This is a genomic window from Pseudomonas sp. LRP2-20 (assembly GCF_024349685.1).
Classification (GTDB): Bacteria; Pseudomonadota; Gammaproteobacteria; order Pseudomonadales; family Pseudomonadaceae; genus Aquipseudomonas.
In genome coordinates this window covers 4,222,436-4,239,919 of sequence record NZ_AP025944.1, presented here as the reverse complement: position 1 = coordinate 4,239,919, position 17,484 = coordinate 4,222,436, and the positions used below count along the sequence as shown (strand labels likewise).

The 17,484-nt window shown below is 60.9% G+C and carries 14 protein-coding genes and 2 pseudogenes; 6 read left to right on the top strand and 10 right to left on the bottom strand.

Annotated features, from left to right (window positions below; translation table 11 throughout):
* The first annotated feature begins 160 nt into the window (after nt 1–160).
* Together rssB and rssC are read left to right on the top strand one after the other, a co-directional pair.
* A complete protein-coding gene (rssB, locus tag OCX61_RS19000) occupies nt 161–1,345 on the top strand; it encodes a two-component system response regulator RssB (RefSeq protein WP_261944337.1) in 1,185 nt (394 codons plus the stop codon).
* Nucleotides 1,342–1,824, top strand: coding sequence for an anti-sigma factor antagonist RssC (gene rssC / locus OCX61_RS18995; RefSeq protein ID WP_027919583.1), 483 nt, complete (start codon nt 1,342–1,344; stop codon nt 1,822–1,824). Before rssB ends, rssC begins: the two co-directional genes overlap by 4 nt.
* Nucleotides 1,825–1,962: 138 nt before the next feature.
* Here the strand turns inward: rssC and OCX61_RS18990 are convergent, their stop codons facing one another.
* The 3 genes from OCX61_RS18990 to dusA all read right to left on the bottom strand — a co-directional run bounded on the left by OCX61_RS18990 (nt 1,963) and on the right by dusA (nt 6,077).
* Nucleotides 1,963–3,804 carry an alkaline phosphatase D family protein gene (locus OCX61_RS18990; protein WP_261940904.1) on the bottom strand — a complete coding sequence of 614 codons (1,842 nt, stop codon included), beginning with the start codon at nt 3,802–3,804 and terminating at the stop codon, nt 1,963–1,965.
* A 96-nt stretch (nt 3,805–3,900) separates the two neighbouring features.
* Nucleotides 3,901–4,827, bottom strand: a complete 927-nt coding sequence (gene tal, locus OCX61_RS18985) for a transaldolase (protein WP_261940903.1) — start codon at nt 4,825–4,827, stop codon at nt 3,901–3,903.
* A 311-nt stretch (nt 4,828–5,138) separates the two neighbouring features.
* Nucleotides 5,139–6,077 carry a tRNA dihydrouridine(20/20a) synthase DusA gene (gene dusA / locus OCX61_RS18980; RefSeq protein WP_261940902.1) on the bottom strand — a complete coding sequence of 313 codons (939 nt, stop codon included), beginning with the start codon at nt 6,075–6,077 and terminating at the stop codon, nt 5,139–5,141.
* A 172-nt stretch (nt 6,078–6,249) separates the two neighbouring features.
* Between dusA and OCX61_RS27230 the strand changes: the two are divergent.
* Nucleotides 6,250–6,475: pseudogene (locus OCX61_RS27230) on the top strand (site-specific integrase); the annotation flags it as partial.
* Between the two features lie 514 nt (nt 6,476–6,989).
* On the opposite strand, the gene OCX61_RS18970 reads toward OCX61_RS27230, so the two are convergent.
* The 5 genes from OCX61_RS18970 to OCX61_RS18950 form a co-directional block, all read right to left on the bottom strand.
* Nucleotides 6,990–7,820 (bottom strand): oxidoreductase, encoded by an 831-nt coding sequence (locus tag OCX61_RS18970; protein WP_261940900.1) that lies wholly within the window; start codon nt 7,818–7,820, stop codon nt 6,990–6,992.
* A 184-nt stretch (nt 7,821–8,004) separates the two neighbouring features.
* Nucleotides 8,005–8,934, bottom strand: coding sequence for a patatin-like phospholipase family protein (locus tag OCX61_RS18965; RefSeq protein ID WP_261940899.1), 930 nt, complete (start codon nt 8,932–8,934; stop codon nt 8,005–8,007).
* A gap of 8 nt (nt 8,935–8,942) precedes the next feature.
* Nucleotides 8,943–9,563 carry a Rossmann-fold NAD(P)-binding domain-containing protein gene (locus OCX61_RS18960; RefSeq protein ID WP_410011084.1) on the bottom strand — a complete coding sequence of 207 codons (621 nt, stop codon included), beginning with the start codon at nt 9,561–9,563 and terminating at the stop codon, nt 8,943–8,945.
* A 78-nt stretch (nt 9,564–9,641) separates the two neighbouring features.
* Complete coding sequence (locus OCX61_RS18955; RefSeq protein ID WP_233687735.1) at nt 9,642–10,652, bottom strand: AraC family transcriptional regulator; 1,011 nt, start codon at nt 10,650–10,652, stop codon at nt 9,642–9,644.
* A gap of 458 nt (nt 10,653–11,110) precedes the next feature.
* Entirely contained in the window at nt 11,111–11,545 is a 435-nt protein-coding gene (locus OCX61_RS18950) for an anti-virulence regulator CigR family protein (RefSeq protein WP_410011119.1), read from the bottom strand.
* 218 nt (nt 11,546–11,763) lie between these two features.
* Here OCX61_RS18950 and OCX61_RS27400 point away from each other — a divergent pair.
* Nucleotides 11,764–11,874 (top strand): annotated as a pseudogene (locus tag OCX61_RS27400) (hypothetical protein); the annotation flags it as partial.
* Between the two features lie 663 nt (nt 11,875–12,537).
* Here OCX61_RS27400 and OCX61_RS18940 read toward each other — a convergent pair.
* Together OCX61_RS18940 and OCX61_RS18935 are read right to left on the bottom strand one after the other, a co-directional pair.
* Nucleotides 12,538–13,140 (bottom strand): phosphatase PAP2 family protein, encoded by a 603-nt coding sequence (locus OCX61_RS18940; RefSeq protein ID WP_261940895.1) that lies wholly within the window; start codon nt 13,138–13,140, stop codon nt 12,538–12,540.
* Between the two features lie 182 nt (nt 13,141–13,322).
* Complete coding sequence (locus OCX61_RS18935) at nt 13,323–15,080, bottom strand: phosphoethanolamine transferase CptA (RefSeq protein ID WP_261940894.1); 1,758 nt, start codon at nt 15,078–15,080, stop codon at nt 13,323–13,325.
* Nucleotides 15,081–15,549: 469 nt separating this feature from the next.
* Here OCX61_RS18935 and OCX61_RS18930 point away from each other — a divergent pair, with 469 nt between their 5' ends.
* On the top strand, nt 15,550–15,807 hold the full coding sequence (locus tag OCX61_RS18930) for a hypothetical protein (RefSeq protein WP_261940893.1): 258 nt from the start codon (nt 15,550–15,552) through the stop codon (nt 15,805–15,807).
* Nucleotides 15,808–16,157: 350 nt separating this feature from the next.
* Nucleotides 16,158–17,252 carry a dimethylsulfone monooxygenase SfnG gene (gene sfnG / locus OCX61_RS18925; protein WP_261940892.1) on the top strand — a complete coding sequence of 365 codons (1,095 nt, stop codon included), beginning with the start codon at nt 16,158–16,160 and terminating at the stop codon, nt 17,250–17,252.
* Nucleotides 17,253–17,484 lie beyond the last annotated feature (232 nt).

Genomic DNA, 17,484 nt, shown 5'->3' with positions numbered 1-17,484 from the left:
TGGGAGTACCGTCTGCGCCTTACGAGGTATCTCCGCTGGTTGCCTGGGCCGGGTTCTTGGCCTACAACTCAAGTAGAGCGTTACCACAGAGTATTCCAGCAGTTGGATGTCAGCCTTGCAGACGCCTCTGCACCAACCCAAATCGGCGCCGTTCGCCCACATGCAGAAAATCAGTGCAACGCTGCTGATCATCGATGATGACGACGTGGTCCGTGCGAGCCTCGCCGCCTATCTGGAAGACAGTGGCTTCAGCGTCCTCCAGGCCGGTAATGGCCAGCAGGGGCTCCAGGTCTTCGAAGAACACCAGCCCGACCTCGTGATCTGCGATCTGCGCATGCCGCAGATGGGCGGCCTCGAACTGATCCGCCAGATCAGCGAGCGCGCGCCGCAGTTACCGGTGATCGTGGTGTCCGGTGCCGGCGTGATGAGCGACGCGGTCGAGGCCTTGCGCCTGGGGGCCGCCGACTATCTGATCAAGCCGCTGGAAGACCTGGCCGTGCTCGAACACTCGGTGCGCCGGGCGCTCGACCGTTCGCGCCTGGTGCTGGAGAACCAGCGCTACCGCGACAAGCTGGAAGCGGCCAATCGCGAACTGGAGGCCAGCCTGCACCTGTTGCAGGAAGACCAGACCGCCGGTCGCCAGGTGCAGATGAACATGCTGCCAGAAAGCCCCTGGGCGCTTGGTGAGTTCACCTTCGAGCACCAGATCATTCCGTCGCTGTACCTGTCGGGTGACTTCGCCGACTACTTCCGCGTGGATGAGCGGCGCATTGCCTTCTACCTCGCCGATGTCTCCGGGCATGGCGCGTCGTCGGCATTCGTCACGGTGTTGCTGAAGTTCATGACCACGCGGCTGTTGTTCGAATTCAAGCGCAGCAGCAAGCTGCGCGAATTCAAGCCTTCGGAAGTGCTCAGCCACATCAACCGCGGCCTGATCAACTGCAAGCTGGGCAAGCACGTGACCATGGTCGGTGGCGTGATCGACGAAGAAACCGGCCTGCTGACCTACGCCGTGGGCGGCCACCTGCCGCTGCCGGTGCTGTATACCCCGGGCGAGGCCCGCTACCTTGAGGGCCGCGGCCTGCCGGTAGGGTTGTTCGACGAAGCGACCTACCAGGACCTGGTGATCGAGTTGCCGCCGCAGTTCAGCCTGAGCCTGATGTCCGATGGCATTCTGGACCTTTTGCCAGGGCATACGCTCAAAGATAAAGAAGCTGCCTTGCCGGATATCGTCAAGGCGGCGGGTGGCAGCCTGGATGGGCTGCGCCAACGATTCGGATTGGCTACGCTTGGGGAGATGCCGGATGATATCGCCCTATTGGTGTTGAGCAGGAACCTTCAATGAGTACCGGTAGAATCCAGTTCGCCGAGCAGAGCGGTACCTTTGTACTGAAATTCGTCGGTGAAGTGCGCTTGACCCTGTGTTCGGCGCTGGATGCGACGATCGAGAAGATTTTCACCGCGCTGAACTTCTCGACCATTGTCATCGACCTGACCGAAACCGAAAGCATCGACAGCACCACGCTGGGCCTGCTGGCCAAGCTGTCGATCCTGTCGCGACAGAAGGTGGGCCTGTTGCCGACCGTGGTCACCACCAACCCGGATATTTCGCGTCTGCTGCAATCCATGGGCTTCGATCAGGTGTTCAACATCGTCGACCGCCCGGTACCGCGCCCCGAGTGCCTGACCGACCTGCCGTCCCAGGATCAGAATGAAGATGTGGTGCGCTCCAAGGTGCTGGAGGCGCACAAGATTCTCATGGGCCTGAACGACTCCAATCGCGAAGCCTTCCATGACCTGGTGAATGCGCTGGAGCGGACCTGATCTTTAGCCTGTGCCGGCCTCTTCGCGGCTAAAGCCGCTCCCACAGGGATATCACTTCTCCTGAGGCCTGTGGTGTACCTGTGGGAGCGGCTTTAGCCGCGAAGAGGCCAGCAAGGCCTCCACAACTCCCCAGCCCAGTCACTCACGTTGCGCAAACTCGGCCGCTTCACTGCCATCCGCACTCAGCTGAAGCACCCGCGCCGGCCGCCCCTGCTCATCGAAGAACACCTGCCCCAACCCCGCCCCATTCCAAAGCCGCTCCCCGGCCTTGCTGCGGCTGGGCGTGCGTGGCACCACCTCCATCTGCCGGCGCTTGGTAAACCAGTTCAGCGGTGAGCGTGGCGAGTACAACCAGCGGTTGAGCCGGTCCAGTACATCCAGCAAGCGCCGCGGGAATTCGTTCTTGATCCCGCTGCTGGTCACTTGCCATAGATGCGGGCTGCGCTGGCGATGACGGATCAGCACCTCGTAGACGAACGAATAGTGCACGTCACCCGACAGAATCACGTAATGCCCCGGCGTGCGCGAATGGCGGAAGATGTTCAGGATCACCTGTGCTGCGCCACGGTGGGCCATCCAGTTCTCGGCATCCACCAGCAACGGGTAACCCAGCCAGCTGAACACCTTTTGTACGGTTTCGATCAGCTTCACGCCAAAGATCGGCGCCGGTGACACGATGACCGCCGAAGGGTGGTCCAGTAGCGCCTGCTGCAGCTCGCACAGCGCTTCCCAGTCGAGCAGGCCGGATGGCTTGCCCAGGTCGCTTTCGCTGCGCCAGCGGCGCGTGCGGGTGTCCAGCACCAGCAGCGGTGGCTCGCTGGGCAGGCTGTATTGCCAGCCCTGGAAGCGCAGCAGCTCAGCGATCAGCTGGTCCTGCTGGCGGGGCAGCGTCTGGCACTGCCCGATCAGGCTGTTGCAGGCATCCGGGTCATTGCCCCAGGCCTGGCACAGCAGGTAGCCGAGCAGCGCATTGCCGATGATCCGCCGCGAGAACGGGTGGCCGTAGGCGGTTTCTTCCCACTGCGCGGAGAGGTTCCAGTCATCGGTGATGTCGTGGTCGTCGAAAATCATCAGGCAAGGCAGGTGGGCCATCACCCGCGCCACCTGGCCCAGGTTGGCAGCGAAAGCCTCGATCAGCGGCAGTTCCTCGTGGTAGCGCTGCTGGTGTCGAGGGCTCAGGCCTGCAGGCATGTTCAGGTCGATCAGGCGCCAGGGTTGTGGCGACCACACCAGCAGGTACATGGCCATGACCTCGGCGAAGGTCACCAGGTGGTTGTCGGCATTGCTGGAAGAGAAGATCGGCTTGCGCTTGCCGCCGAAGAAACGCTCACGCAGGGTTTCGTTGCGTGCCTGGGCAGGCAGCAGGTCGGCGCGATGGTAGTAGCTGGCGGGGTGGCGGTAGAGCGCCTGGCTGTCACTGACCACCGCGCCGTCCAGCGTTTCGTCGAACAGGCCCAGGCGCTCGATCAGCGCATGAATGGCGCGCAGCATCGGGCCGGCAACGTCATCAGCGTAAACCTGGTCGCCCGTCATCAACAGCACGGCAGGGCGCTCCTGCGGCGCATGGCAGGCCTGCAGCAGGCGGTCGGCGCAGAGCAGGCCATCGGCGGCCGGGTGATGGGGTTTGCGGCAGGAACCATGCAACAGCTGGTCCAGGCGGTCACGCAGCACCAGGCTTGGGCGCTGGCTGCCGGGGTAGAGCAGGTGCGGGGCCCAGCTGGCAATGCCCTGGCCGTTGATCAGCAGGTCGTAGTGGATGGCGACGTTGCGCGGCAGCGGCTCGGCGAAGTGGATGTCCAGCAGGTGAATGAAGGCGTGCTGGCCGATCGCAACGACCTGGCAGCCCACCTTGGCGGTGCCGTCGAAGATGAATTCCGGTTGCAGGGGTTGGCTGCCAACCAGCCAGATGGCCAGCCTATGCGGTTCGAGGCGGCGCAGTACCGGGCCGGCGAGCACGAGGGGCAATGGGGATGAGGTCATTTTGCCTTTGAGTTCAGAACGCGTTCACAGCCCGCAGAAACAAAACGGGCGGAAAATGCTGAACATTTCCCGCCCGCCTGGCAAACCGTAGATGTATCAGGCTTTTTCCGCCATCAACTTCTCAAGTTTCTCCTGATCCCGGGCAAACTGGCGAATCCCTTCAGCCAGCTTCTCGGTGCCCATGGCATCCTCGTTCATCGCCCAGCGGAACTGGCTTTCGTTCAGCACCTGCTTGGCCTCGCCGGCATTGCCCGGTTGCAGGATGCGCGGCAGCTCGCCCTGGTCGCTGCTCAGCTTGTCCAGCAGGTCTGGGCTGATGGTCAGGCGATCGCAGCCGGCCAGTTGTTCGATCTGGCCGATATTGCGGAAGCTGGCGCCCATGACCACGGTGTTGTAGCCATTGGCCTTGTAGTAGTTGTAGATACGAGTGACCGACTGCACGCCCGGGTCTTCGGCGCCGACGTATTCCTGGCCGGTGCTCTTCTTGTACCAGTCGTAGATGCGGCCCACGAACGGCGAGATCAGGAACACGCCAGCATCGGCGCAGGCCTGGGCCTGGGCGAAGGAGAACAGCAGGGTCAGGTTGGTCTGGATGCCTTCCTTTTCCAGCTTCTCGGCGGCGCGGATACCTTCCCAGGTGGAGGCCAGCTTGATCAGCACGCGGTCTTTGGACACTCCAGCAGCTTCGTAAAGGTCGATCAGCTGGCGGGCCTTGTTCAGCAGCGCCGGCTCATCGAACGACAGGCGCGCATCCACTTCGGTGGAGATACGCCCCGGGATGACCTTGAGAATGCCCGCGCCCACGGCCACGGCGAACTTGTCGCAGGCCAGGTCGACATTGCCCTTGGCATCGGCCTTCACCTGCTTGAGCAGCTCGGCATAGCCCGGGATGGCGGCGGCCTTGAGCAGCAGCGACGGGTTGGTGGTGGCATCGACCGGCTTGAGACGGGTAATGGCATCCAGGTCCCCGGTGTCGGCGACTACGGTGGTGAACTGCTTGAGTTGTTCCAGCTTGGAGGTCATGGGCGTGCTCTGTCCTGTGCATTTACTCGACATTACCCGAGCCCCGACGGGCGCTCAAGAGGCCCGTGGGGCAGGGCAGAATTGCCGAAGGTGATGATTCGAGTCAGCAGCTGGCGCGAGGTTCCCTGTGAGGGAAAAACCATCTGTCGCCACGGCGCGCCCCCTGTGGGAGCGGGCTTGCCCGCGAACACGGGCGAAGCCCGTGCCATGCACCACGGTGCCAGCTTCGCGGGCAAGTCGGGGCGCCGAACCGACGCTCCCACAGCTATTGCGTTGTCTTGAGGTTCGGCCTGGTTCCGGCTGGAATCAACCTATCGCCCCTGCATCAACTCCGCCGCCTGATCGAACACCTTCAGCGGCTCCGCCGCCTTGTGAATATCCGCCGACAGCAACTGCCGGAACCGCCGCGCCCCCGGGAACCCTTGGCCCAGCCCCAGAATATGCCGGGTGATGTGATGCATAGCGCCCCCGCTTTGCATGTGCGCCACGATATAAGGCCGCAGCTGCTCCAGTGCCTCGCTCCGGCTCACCACGGGCGCCTCGCTGCCAAACAGTTGCTGATCCACCTCGGCCAGCAGGTAAGGGTTGTGGTACGCCTCACGCCCCAACATCACCCCATCGAAAGTCTCAAGGTGCCCCTGGCACTCGGCCAAGGTCTTGATCCCGCCATTGAGCACGATCTCCAGGTCCGGGAAGTCCGCCTTCAACTGCGCCGCCACGTCATAGCGCAGCGGCGGAATCTCGCGGTTCTCCTTCGGCGACAGCCCTTCCAGAATCGCGATCCGCGCATGCACGGTAAAGCTCCGGCACCCGGCCTCACGCACGTGGCCGACGAAGTCGCACAGTTCGGCATAGCTGTCGCGGCCATTGATGCCGATGCGGTGCTTCACCGTCACCGGGGTGGATACCGCATCCTGCATGGCCTTCACGCAATCGGCCACCAGCGTCGGGTGGGCCATCAGACAGGCACCAATCATGTTGTTCTGCACCCGGTCGCTCGGGCAGCCGACGTTGAGGTTGACCTCGTCGTAGCTGGCTTCCTCGGCCAGTTTGGCGCAGGCGGCCAGGTCGGCCGGTACGCTGCCGCCCAGCTGCAGGGCCAGCGGGTGCTCGGAGACGTCGTGGCGCAGGAAACGGTGGGCGTCGTTATGCAGCAAGGCGCCGGTGGTGACCATTTCGGTGTAGAGCAGGGTGTGCTTGGAGAGCAGGCGCAGGAAGAAGCGGCAGTGGCGGTCTGTCCAGTCCATCATGGGAGCAACGCTGAAGCGGCGGGACGGCTCAGGGCGCGTGGTTTCTGGCTTTGCGCCTGATTTTGCAGTGATTTCGTTCAACGTGTTTCGTACCGATTTCGGGGGTTTTGGGGCGTTTTTACCAAGCGCTTGGTGCAATGTACCAATCGAATCAGGACGTGTACCAATTCTCATGGCAACGATCAGACCCCGCAAGAAGGCCGACGGCACCATCAGCTACACAGCTCAGATCCGCATCAACCGCGATAAGGTGACAGTCTACCAAGAGAGCCAGACCTTCGCCCGCAAACAGGCAGTCGTGGCCTGGGCGAAGCGACGAGAACCGAGTTGGCGGAGCTTGGTGCAATTGAGCGAGCCGGGTAGGCCGCACGGTTAAGCAGATGATCGACCGCTACCTCCGGTCATCGTGATTGAAACTCGCTGCGGCGGTATACCCATTTGCGTGGGCGAGGGCGCCCGGGCTGAGCAGGGGGCAGGCTGCCTCTATCAGCGCTTGCACATGGTAGGCATCCGCTTTGGGTCGATGCGGTCAGTCGTGACCGGCGGCTTTCGACCCGAAGCAGACCTTCGGTAAGGGTTGCAAACGGCCAAAAGCAGACTGTTTGCTCAACAAATAAATCTGTCCCCTTTTTCCGCACCCTCAGCCGGCAAGGTTGCGCATGGCCCCACCAGTCCATGGGGGCCACGCTCACTCTCTAGCTAGACCTTCATCAACTGTGTGGCCTTTCGCGAAGCGGTCTTCCGGTGATCATGTCTAGCGCAGACCTGATCTCATCGGGCTTGCCAGCAGTCGGCAGGGTATTGTCATACCGCATCACCGGCAAGTTCAGGCATAGTGCTTCGGTCTTGGCGCAGAACGCCTGAAACGCTAGCTAACTGCTGCTAGTGGCTTGCGGATAGAAACCTTGCCGCTCAACGGGTCTGGCTGAGTATGATGCGATCAAACAGACGGTCGCCAAGCCAGACGCGCATGCGGATCAGCATCTTGGCGAATTTGCCGACGGCGTAGCGTGTACGTGGGTGGCTGCTGGCCACTGCCAGGGAAACCACGTCTGCGATCACTTGTGGATCGCTGCCAGTGCCATGCCCATAGGTGCTCTTAATCGACTTGGCCACCATCTGCACCATCCGTCCGTAGGGGCCACCCGTCGAACGCTTGATGATGGTTTCGGTTGCGCCTTCGCCGAAGCCCGTCTCGATCACGCCAGGCTCGACAATTACAACCTTGATGCCGAACTCGGCCACTTCCAGACGTAGACAGTCCGACCAACCCTCCAAAGCGTGTTTGGTGGCGTGGTACCAGGCACCAAGGGCACTGTACATCTTGCCGCCCATCGATGTGATGTTGACGATGTGCCCAGCGCGCTTGGTACGCATCGAGGGTAGTAACAACTGAGTGAGGCGAGCGGCACCAAACAGGTTGACCTCGAACTGGTAGCGGGCTTCGTCGATGCCGATCTCTTCAACTGGCCCATACAGACCGAAGCCCGCGTTGTTGACCAGTACGTCCACACCGCCCGTCTGGGCCAGGATGGTCTGAACACCATTGACGATCTCCTCGTCCCTGGAAATGTCCATCCGAAGCGGCTGGGCACCGAGCCTTGCCAGGTCGGCCATCTTGTCAACGCTACGTGCGGCCACGTAGACCTGATAGCCGTCCTGGATCAACTGCTTGGCAATCGCTTTGCCCATACCCGACGAGGCGCCGGTAACCAGAGCTGTTTTCTTTCCTTTGCTGAACATAGCGAACCTCATTCGTTTGAATGTGTTCAGTGTCTCAAGCGTAGGGGCTAGGGCATCTTGCGCAAAATGCCAATGGACTTGCATCTTGCGCCACTAATTCTGCGCAAGGTGCTTGCCGCAACATTCAGGGTGCTGGCGAGGATCTTTGAAGTTGCTGTACGTGTGCTGCCACTGGGGTAACGTTTCATTGTCTCATCGCAGCCTGCAGGGCAGGTAGCGCTGCGACGGCAGCATCGTGGCCGAGGCGACGGGCGAGCTCCCGCCCCTCTGCGTCACCGACTCCGGCAGGTGTGATCACTGGTGCGATCAGCACATCGGCCGATTCGGCTTCGGGGCCGGACAGCAGGCAACTTTGTGTCTGCGACACCCGTAACCACATCGACACCGCAGAGCTCGACGGGTAGCGTGGTCCATGGCAGTAGATGTCCACGGCAATCACCAGATCGGCCCCCAGCGCACGCGCGGCCTGCACCGGCACCAGCGAGGTCACCCCGCCGTCGACGAACCGATGCCCCGAGGACTCCACTGGCAGGAACACCCCCGGTATCGCAGCGGAGGCCCGCAGTGCCTCGCCGGCATCACCTCGGGTGATCACGAAGGGCAGCGATTGATCGATATCGGTGGTCACAGCGGCAAAACGCACTGGGAAGCTTTCGATAGGCTGCTCTCCCACCAAGTCGTTGGCCCACCGTTCCAGCGCTTCGCCTTTGACGAATCCCGGGCCGCTCCAGGCTAGGTCGGCCAGGGTGCTGAAGTGCAAGGAATTGGCTTGTTTCCACAATTGATCGGGTGAGGTTCCGGAGGCATAGGCAGCGCCGATGATGGCACCGATGGAGGTGCCCACGACCAGGTCGGGATGGATACCGGCCTCTTGCAGTGCTTGTAGTACACCGATGTGCGCATAACCGCGCAGGCCGCCGCCGCCGAGTACCAAGGCAACGCGTGGCCACGTCTGGCTCGGCTTGCTGGTCGGGGTTGCGGCTGTTGTCTGAAAGGTGCCATTGACCAACCAGGCGCCTTCAAAGCTCTTGTCGTGGCGTTCCGGGGCTCCGGCACAGGCGCCCAGCAGGCTGACGGCTAGCAGCGCTACCAGATACCGACGTGCTCTGTCCAAGTGATTTGTCACTGCGATTTCGCTGAGTGTGCCTGTCCAATTTTGACCATCGTGCCGGAGGCCAGCACGACCACGCCCTGGGCCGCCGGTAAGGTCTGAACCAGTGCCAGAGCCACGGCACGTGCATACACCGGACGATAGGTGCCAGGCAGCAGCGGTGCCAGCAACATGGCAATCGGTATCGAGAGGATCTCGCCGATGCGCAGCGGCTGTCCCAGACCGTTGCGGTAGTCCAGCAGCAAAGAAGGCTGGGCAATGACCAGGGCCGTCAGGTCCATTGCCTTGAGGGCATCCTCCAGTTCACCCTTGACGCGGTTGTAGAACATCGAGGAGCGCGCATTGGCGGCGGCCGCGCTGACCAGCCCCACTCGCCGTACACCGGCCGCGACGGCTGCCTGGGCAACGGCCAGGTTGGCATCGTGATCCACGGTGCGGAAAGCTGCCTGGCTGCCGGCAACCTTGATCGTGGTGCCCAGCGCGAGATAGACCTCATCGGCTTGCGGTAGCGGGGGTAAGCGGTTGAAATTCACCAAGTGAATATGAAGCTTGGGGTGGCTGACTACAAAGGGGCGACGGCTCAGGGCATGCACCTGCGCAACCGATGGATCAGCCAGCAGTACCTGCAGCATTTGACCGCCCACCAGCCCGGTGGCACCGGTCAGAAGGACTTTACGTTGTTTCTCTTGGAGAGGCATCGCGGGTGTGTCTCAGTTTAGGCGCATAGTGTGGCGTGCGGTATCAGGTGTTTGCCCCGTCCAGTCCAGAAATGCGCGATAGAACGAATTCGGGTCTTCAAAGCCGAGTAGGAAGGCGATCTCCCCGCCAGACAGGCTAGTGCTGCCAAGATAGTGGCGGGCCAGACTTTCTCGCGTGGTATTGACCAGGCCACGAAAGTTCGCGCCCTCATCTTCCAGCCGGCGTTGTAAGGTGCGTTTGCTGAGCCCGAGGCGTTCCGCGGTTTTCTCGATAGTGGCCGTATTGCTGGGCAGCAGCTCAAGCAGGACGGCGCGTACACGCTCGGCCATCGTCGCTTTGGCGTCCAGTTCGCTGAGCCGACGACGCAGGTCAGGTTCGAAAATTCGCCACATGCTCTGATTGACGGTGAGGAAGGGACGGAGGGAGTCGGCGGCGGTAAAGGTGATACTCGGTTTTTCTCCCCGCTGTACGTGGGTACCGAAAAACACTTCGTAACGTCGGGCGTAGGTCTTGGGCGGCAGTAGCGGGAGCGTTACACGCAGGGCCTTGATGCGTTCGCGCGTGGCAAGGGTGGCCAGCCGCAGGAAGAACGCGACTTCGGCCACTTGCAACGAATAGGGCACTTGCGTCATCACCGACAGCCAGCGTGGAGAGACCGTCATTTCTCCGCCCTTGCCCACTTCCACGTCTAGGCTCATCGGAGCGACGAGTTGCTTGTACTTGGCCAGGCGCTGCACGGCCTGCATGAGGTTGGCACTGCAAAAGGCAGCGAAAAGCGGTGGGTCGAAGACCTCGGCCGAAACGGTTTCCACGATGCGCAGCGGAAACATCGCATCATCCGCCTGTGACTCCAAGGCGCGCCAGAAACGGAAGTATTCATCGGTCAGCAGCCCGTAGCTCTCGCGGGAAAAGAGGTCTTCTGGCAAGCCGGCTTTGCGCAATACATGCTCAGGCTGCAATCCAAAGTCGTTCAGGAGCGTCCGCCAGCCAATGTCCAGGGAGAAGGTGAGATTGCGTGCCATCGGATCGTAACCGCCATATGAGTCGCTGATACGCCATGAAAGGCGTTTCAGGCCATTTTAGACATGGGGGCCGATTCGGATGATGCAAAATGCGCCACACTAATTGCGGTCGGTGCCATTTATTGGCACGTACGGTGAAACCCTGCCGTTCAGGCATAGTGATCAGTGCTGTTCAAGCAAAATGAGCGCCAAGCTCCGGTGTCGCACCTCTAATGCCGGTGCAGCCGATATGCCCCGAGGTCGGCGTCCGTTGTCAGGGGGAAGACCCAACATGTTACTTATTAGCAGCATGACCACTTTTGCCTGTTAGCTGACCTGCATGTATGACCGAAATGGATCGATAGCGGTCAGTCGTGAATGGCTGTTATCGACCCACAGCTGCTGTTGCAAAAACAATGGTTTGCTTATTTTTCCAAGTCGGGCGCCAATGCAATGCTAGAGCTTAAAGGCGAGTGGACTTAGTCTAGAACGTTATGCAGCACTTCATAGATTAGACCTGAGGTAATAGCCACAAGGAGCAGGTCAGTTCCGGCTTGTCTCCACTCATAGCCATCGTAATGAGGAAGTTGTCCGATTAATCTGCTATCCAGCTTTTTGGCGACCCCGGGCGGGAGAGGTTTGCCGCGTGCCAGATTCTTCTGGATACCTGGTGGTAGGGAAGAGCCTGGATTCCAATAATCACGATGATCATTGAGGATGACGCGCACCCCGCCCACGTCGACGGACGGCCCGTCGTGCCAGTCGTTGTGGTTGCCCTGATGCCCTTGGTTTGCGTGTTCGCCTCCCTTTTCGTGGCCTTTCCCCTTTCCGGGGTCTGCCAGCAACATCGGGCTTACAACCAGTGCCAGAGAGAGCACTGCGGCGACATTGAGCTTCCTTCTCATGTTGCAAATTCCTATTTTCGTTTACTGATCCACAGAGTAGTCAAGCTACTCGCGAAGGCAATGCGCTTGAGGCTGTCAGTACTCTGTCGGGATTGAAGAACTTAAGCGCCTGCTCTCGGTCGAATTTGCACTTTATTTCCCCCGCGCGCCTCTGGAGGCGAATTGACATGAGAAAACCCTTGATTGCTGTCTTTGCTTGTGCGCTCGGACTCGCGATGACTGCATTCGTGCCCGCAGGCATCTCACCTATTGGATCGGCCTATGCCAAAGGTGGTGGTGGTGGTGGTGGTGGTCATGGCGGCGGAGGTGGTAACGGTGGCGGCAATGGCGGCGGACACGGAGGTGGGCATGCAGGTGGTATGGGAGGGAACAGCGGAAATGGCAACAACGCTGGAACCGATCACGCTGGCAAGGCCACACGCGATCATGGAGTAAGCGGCAACCATTACGGGAGCTCGCGCAACAGTGACAAGGGTCACGGAACTACCACCTCGGGTATCGCTCACTCCAAAGACACTCGTGGTTTGGCGAAATCCACTGCCATCTCACGAACCACTCCAGGTGATCACAACTCCAGAGGTCTATCCAACGCCGTCGGATCCTCTTCAAAGAATGATTGATGATTTGACGGCTTCTATGCGGTACTGACCTTCACATTCCCAAAAGCCCAGCCTGAGCTGGGCTTTTGCTCATTGGTTCTGGCAGATGCGTGTGAGCAGTGTCGCGCTTGGTATGGGCATCGCGGCTCTGAAGATAGCTGGCACCTTTGAAGGTGATGGGCCGCTTTCGACCCGCGCAGTCGTGTCTGAGGTGATCTTCGTGGGAGCGGGTCTGTTCTACGGGCATTGGGGTCTAGGCAACGATCGAAACAAGGAAAAAGGCCGATGGCGCGGTCAGTGACCTCGCCGGATCGGCCTTCAGAAAAAGTTGCCCTGGTTTACCAAGAGTGGCTGGCGTGTGCCTGCCCGCTGCCAGGATGGCAACGCAACGTCGGTTTTATCTCAGCCCCGCAGCCACCCCGCCTTGATCGGCACCGCCATCAGGCTGCGATAGCAGCGTTGCGCCAGATCGGTGACAGGCTGGCCAATACGTCTCCAGACTGGCGAGAACCCGGCATAAACCAAAAGCGAAACCACCATCCCGCCCACCATGTCGAGTGGGAAGTGCACGCCCAGAAATACCCGCGCCCAGGCGACGCTCAGCCCGGTCAGCAGAATGATCAGGCCCCACCCCGACAAACCATCCAGCAGCAAAGTAAAGCCGATGCAGGCGAACACGGTCATGTGATCGCTTGGGAATGACGAATCGGGCGCGTGCATCATCCACGTGTGGCCCAAGCCGATCATGAACGGCCGTGGATGTGGCCAGATGGCCCAGATGAGCTGGTTGGCGAGCAAGGCGATCACGGTGACCAACGTCGCTTTCAGCATCAGCCTGCGCTCCCCGGGGCTGCCCCATAACCAGAAGCCCAACAGCAGCACGGGCAGCAGGTAGATCAGGCCGGCAGCGATGCCGATGGCGAGCTGAATCAGCCAGTGCGGCGTGTCGCCGCCAGCGTTGATCAGCAGGAAAAAGCTGCGGTTGAGTGCTTCAAGTTCGCCCATGGTTTGCGTCCACGCAGGTGTTTCAAGTGCTGATAGATTCAATTAAAGCTGTTCGCTTTATTCGATCCGTAAATTAGGTATGAAGGTTGTTTCATCAGGCGGATGTGCGAGCGGCAATGAAAAGGCCGATGGCGTGGTCAGTGACCTCGCCATCGGCCTTGGAAGAGCCTCTTTTCCGATCGCTACTTCTGAACGTTGGCAGCCGTTTCCTGCGTATGTTCCGCCTTGTCCTGCGGCAACAGGTCGAACTCATGCAGCCCATCCTTGCGGTACGGGTCGCCGATCCAGCGCGGTGCTGCGGCAAACTGCGCGTTCACCAGGCTCTTGGCCGGTTCGTACTTGTCGTAGCTCAAACCCGCCAGGTCCGACAGCGTGTGAATCAGGTGCGCGCTGCTGTAGGGGCGGTTGGCCATGGCCTGCAGGTCGCGCGGGTGCGCCGCCTGCCAGCTCGGCGAGGTCCACAGCAGGAACGGCACGGTGTACATCGGCCGGGTCGGCGCGCCTTCGTTGCGGCCCAGGCGGTCGTGGTTGCCGGAGCTGTACACGTCTTCACCGTGGTCGGACAGGTACAGCAGGAAGCCGTTCGGGGTGGTCGCCGCGTACTGCTTGATCAGGCTCGACACCACGAAGTCGTTGTAGCGCACGGCGTTGTCATAGAAGTTGTAGGTTTCCACCTGGTCATCGGTCAGCGCTTCTGGGGCGCCCTTGCGATCGGTGAAGTGCTGATAGGCATCCGGGTACCGGTAGCGGTAGTCCATGTGCGTGCCCAGCAGGTGGACGATGATCAGCTTCTTCGGCGCCGGGTCCTTCAGGGCCTTCTCGAACGGTGGCAGCACCACTTCGTCGTACTGGCTGGCGTTCTGGTTGCGCTGGTTGTTCAGGTACACCTGCTCATCCGTCTGCTGCGAGAAGGTGGTGAGCATGGTGTTGCGCTTGGTCATGGTCTGCTGATTGGTGATCCAGAAGGTCTTGTAGCCCGCCTGTTTCATCAGGTTCATCAGCGACGGCTCGGTGAGGAAGCGGTCGGGGTGTTCTTCGTCGCCGAAGGTGAGGATCTGCTGCATCACCTCGATGGTGTAAGGGCGCGGGGTGACCACGTTCTGGAACACGGTCAGGCTCTTGTCGGCAGCGGCCAGGGCGTCCAGGTTGGGGGTGGTGTCGCGATTGTAGCCGTACAGGTGCATGTGTTCGCGGGTGGTCGACTCACCAAGCACCAGTACCAGGGTGCGCGGGGCTTCGCCGCTGCTGTCCTGGAGGTTCTGCAGCGGGGGCAGGGCGGCGTTCTGGGCCAGCAGGTTCTGCATGTTGTTCAGTTGTTGCAGGTATTGGCGGTAGCCGACCACCAGCTGCCAAGGCACGGCAGGCTCCATGCGTTGCTGCACTTTCTCTGCCGCGTCGGCGAAGTTGCGTTCCTGGGTGACCATCTGCTTGTAGAACGGCAGCACCAGGTTGGCGACCAGCAACAGCACCACGACCGGGATGCGGCTGCGCAGGCGCAGGGTAACCGGGCGAACGCGGGTCCACAGCAGCACTGCGCCCACGGTGTAGGCCAGCAGGCCGAGCATCAGGCCGATGCTGAAGTACTGGCTGAAGTACTCGCCCGCTTCGGCGGTGTTCGACTCGAACATCACGAAGATGACGCTTTGCGAGAACTCCTGATGGTAGATGCCGAAATAGCTCAAACCCACCAGCGAGGCAGCCCACAACACCACGCCGATGACGGCGGCGAGGGTGCGGGTGAGGCGTGGCAGCAGCAGCACCGGGACGAACCACAGGGTACTGAGGAACAAGGCGTCGCGGAAACCGGCGAAACCGGTGGTGCCACTGAACAGAAGAAGCGCCTGGGTGACGCCGGAGAAATACCAGAAGAACAGCAAGAGCCAGCCCAGGCCGGCCCAGTCCACGCGCTTGGGCGCGGATGGGGATGCGGTGTTTGCCACGTGTGCCTCGTAAAACAATGGCGGCAGCCAGAAAAGGAGGCTGCCGGAAAGGCAGAGACGCTAGAGGGCGGGATGTGAAAATTGCGTTAACGAATTATCTAAAAAGTCTTAACAAATCATTACGGCGAGGTGGTTCCTACAAATCAAGAAACAGATTTTTCCTCTGGATTGTAGGACGCCTCTGAATCAGGCTTTGGGCCATTGCGGTGGGAAATCGAGCTCCCTAGGCTGGCGGTGCCGTTGCAAATTCAATGGCCAGGTCTGCAAGCCTGTAGGTTCACTAGAAATGCCACCGTCAGTTGATCGCGTTTCGCGTCCAGCTGCGCCTTATGGTGGCTACGTACGGGTGATCTTCGGATCAGCCGGGGTTTCTAGTTGACCTGGTCTTGCAGGCCTGTACGTAGCCGCCACCCAATCATCTGCAAGTGAGCAGGTGGCGATTTTTTCAATTCAGCTAGAGATTTTCGCCATGCTCAAAATGGTTCCCGATCCACCTTTTACCCCCGATGCATCCCACTACCTCGAAGACACCTTGGTCGAGGCCACCGAATACCTGCTCTGCGGCTTGGCCGTGGGCCAGCAGGCCGTTACCACGCTGCCCAAGTCACCCGCCACCGTCATGACTCTGTCGATGATCCATGAGATGGAGGCAGTGCGCACGTTGCTGGAGTCGGCGATTGCGCAGGTGCAGTTGAAGCGGCCCCGGCAGGTGCACACGCTGCATTGAGGCGCTGGCCCATTCGGCTGATGGCTCGGACAGGTGTGTTGCCTGGGCAATCGCATTCGCGGGTTCACCCGCGAAGAGGCCATCGGTTACATTGCAGCGCGCCGTCGCTCGATCAAAGCGCCCATTGTTCATCCGGCACTGCGGATTCACTTCACTGCTTGGCCGAGGTGCCGTTGGGCTAGCGGTGTAGGTGTTGGCTGGCGCACAGTGTTTCAGCAGCTTGCCTTGCTGGAGGCAGGCAGCGCTCCCCAACCTTTTTGTCATCTCGTTGAACTTGAAGCACTTTCTGCCCTGGCACGGTTGCTGCTCCGCTCCCTGGACTTTCTCACGTCCTGCCAAGGAGCACCCTCATGAGCCAGCAACCGATCAAATTCGCCTACTGGGTCCCCAACGTCAGTGGTGGCTTGGTGGTCAGTACCATCGAGCAGCGCACCAGCTGGGACATCGACTACAACCGCAAGCTGGCGCAGATCGCCGAGCGGGCCGGTTTCGACTACGCCCTGTCGCAGATCCGCTTCACCGCTGGCTACGGTGCCGACAACCAGCACGAATCGGTCACCATCAGCCACGCGCTGCTGGCGGCCACCGAGAAGCTCAAGGTCATTGCCGCCATTCTGCCTGGCCCATGGAACCCGGCGCTGGCGGCCAAGCAACTGGCGAGCATCGACCAGTTCACCAATGGCCGAATCGCCATCAACGTGGTGTCGGGCTGGTTCAAGGGCGAATTCCATGCCATTGGCGAGCCCTGGCTGGACCACGACGAACGCTATCGCCGCTCCGAAGAGTTCATCCGGGCGCTCAAAGGCATCTGGACTGAGGACAACTTCACCTTCAACGGCGACTTCTATCGCTTTCGCAACTACAACCTCAAGCCCAAGCCGCTGCAGCAGCCGCACCCGGAAATCTTCCAGGGCGGCAGTTCGAGGGCGGCGCGGGACATGGCGGCGCGGGTGTCGGACTGGTACTTCACCAACGGCAATACGGTAGAAGGGATCAAGGCGCAGGTCGATGATATCCGTGCCAAGGCTGCTGCCAACGGGCATTCGGTGAAGATCGGGGTGAATGCGTTCATCATCGCCCGCGATACCGAGGAACAGGCCCGGGCGGTGTTGCAGGAGATCATCGACAAGGCCAACCCCGAGGCGGTGCAGGCTTTTGGCCATGAAGTGAAGCATGCCGGCTCCGCCAGCCCGGAAGGCGAGGGCAACTGGGCCAACTCCAGCTTCGAGGACCTGGTGCAGTACAACGACGGCTTCAAGACCAACCTGATCGGCACACCACGGCAGATTGCCGAGCGCATCGTGGCATTGAAGGCGGTGGGGGTGGACTTGATTCTGTCCGGGTTCCTGCATTTCCAGGAGGAAGTGGCGTACTTTGGCGAACAGGTGTTGCCATTGGTGAGGGCGCTGGAGGCTGAGAAGGCACAGGTGCAGGCTGTCGCTTGATCGGTGCAGGGTCCCAGGGCCTTATCGCCGGCTAGCCGGCGGTGGGGCCAGTAAAGACAGCACAAACCCTCAGGTCGGTTTCAGGATGCGCCTGGTCGCTCGCATGCAACCCCTCGGCGCCACAAGTGCCATGCTTGTGGGATGCCTATGAGCCCAGTGCGCGCAGACGTACGGCCATCGGCAAGGAGGCCCCCGTGCCCACGCCACCGTGTCGTGGCCGGTGTGCCGCAGC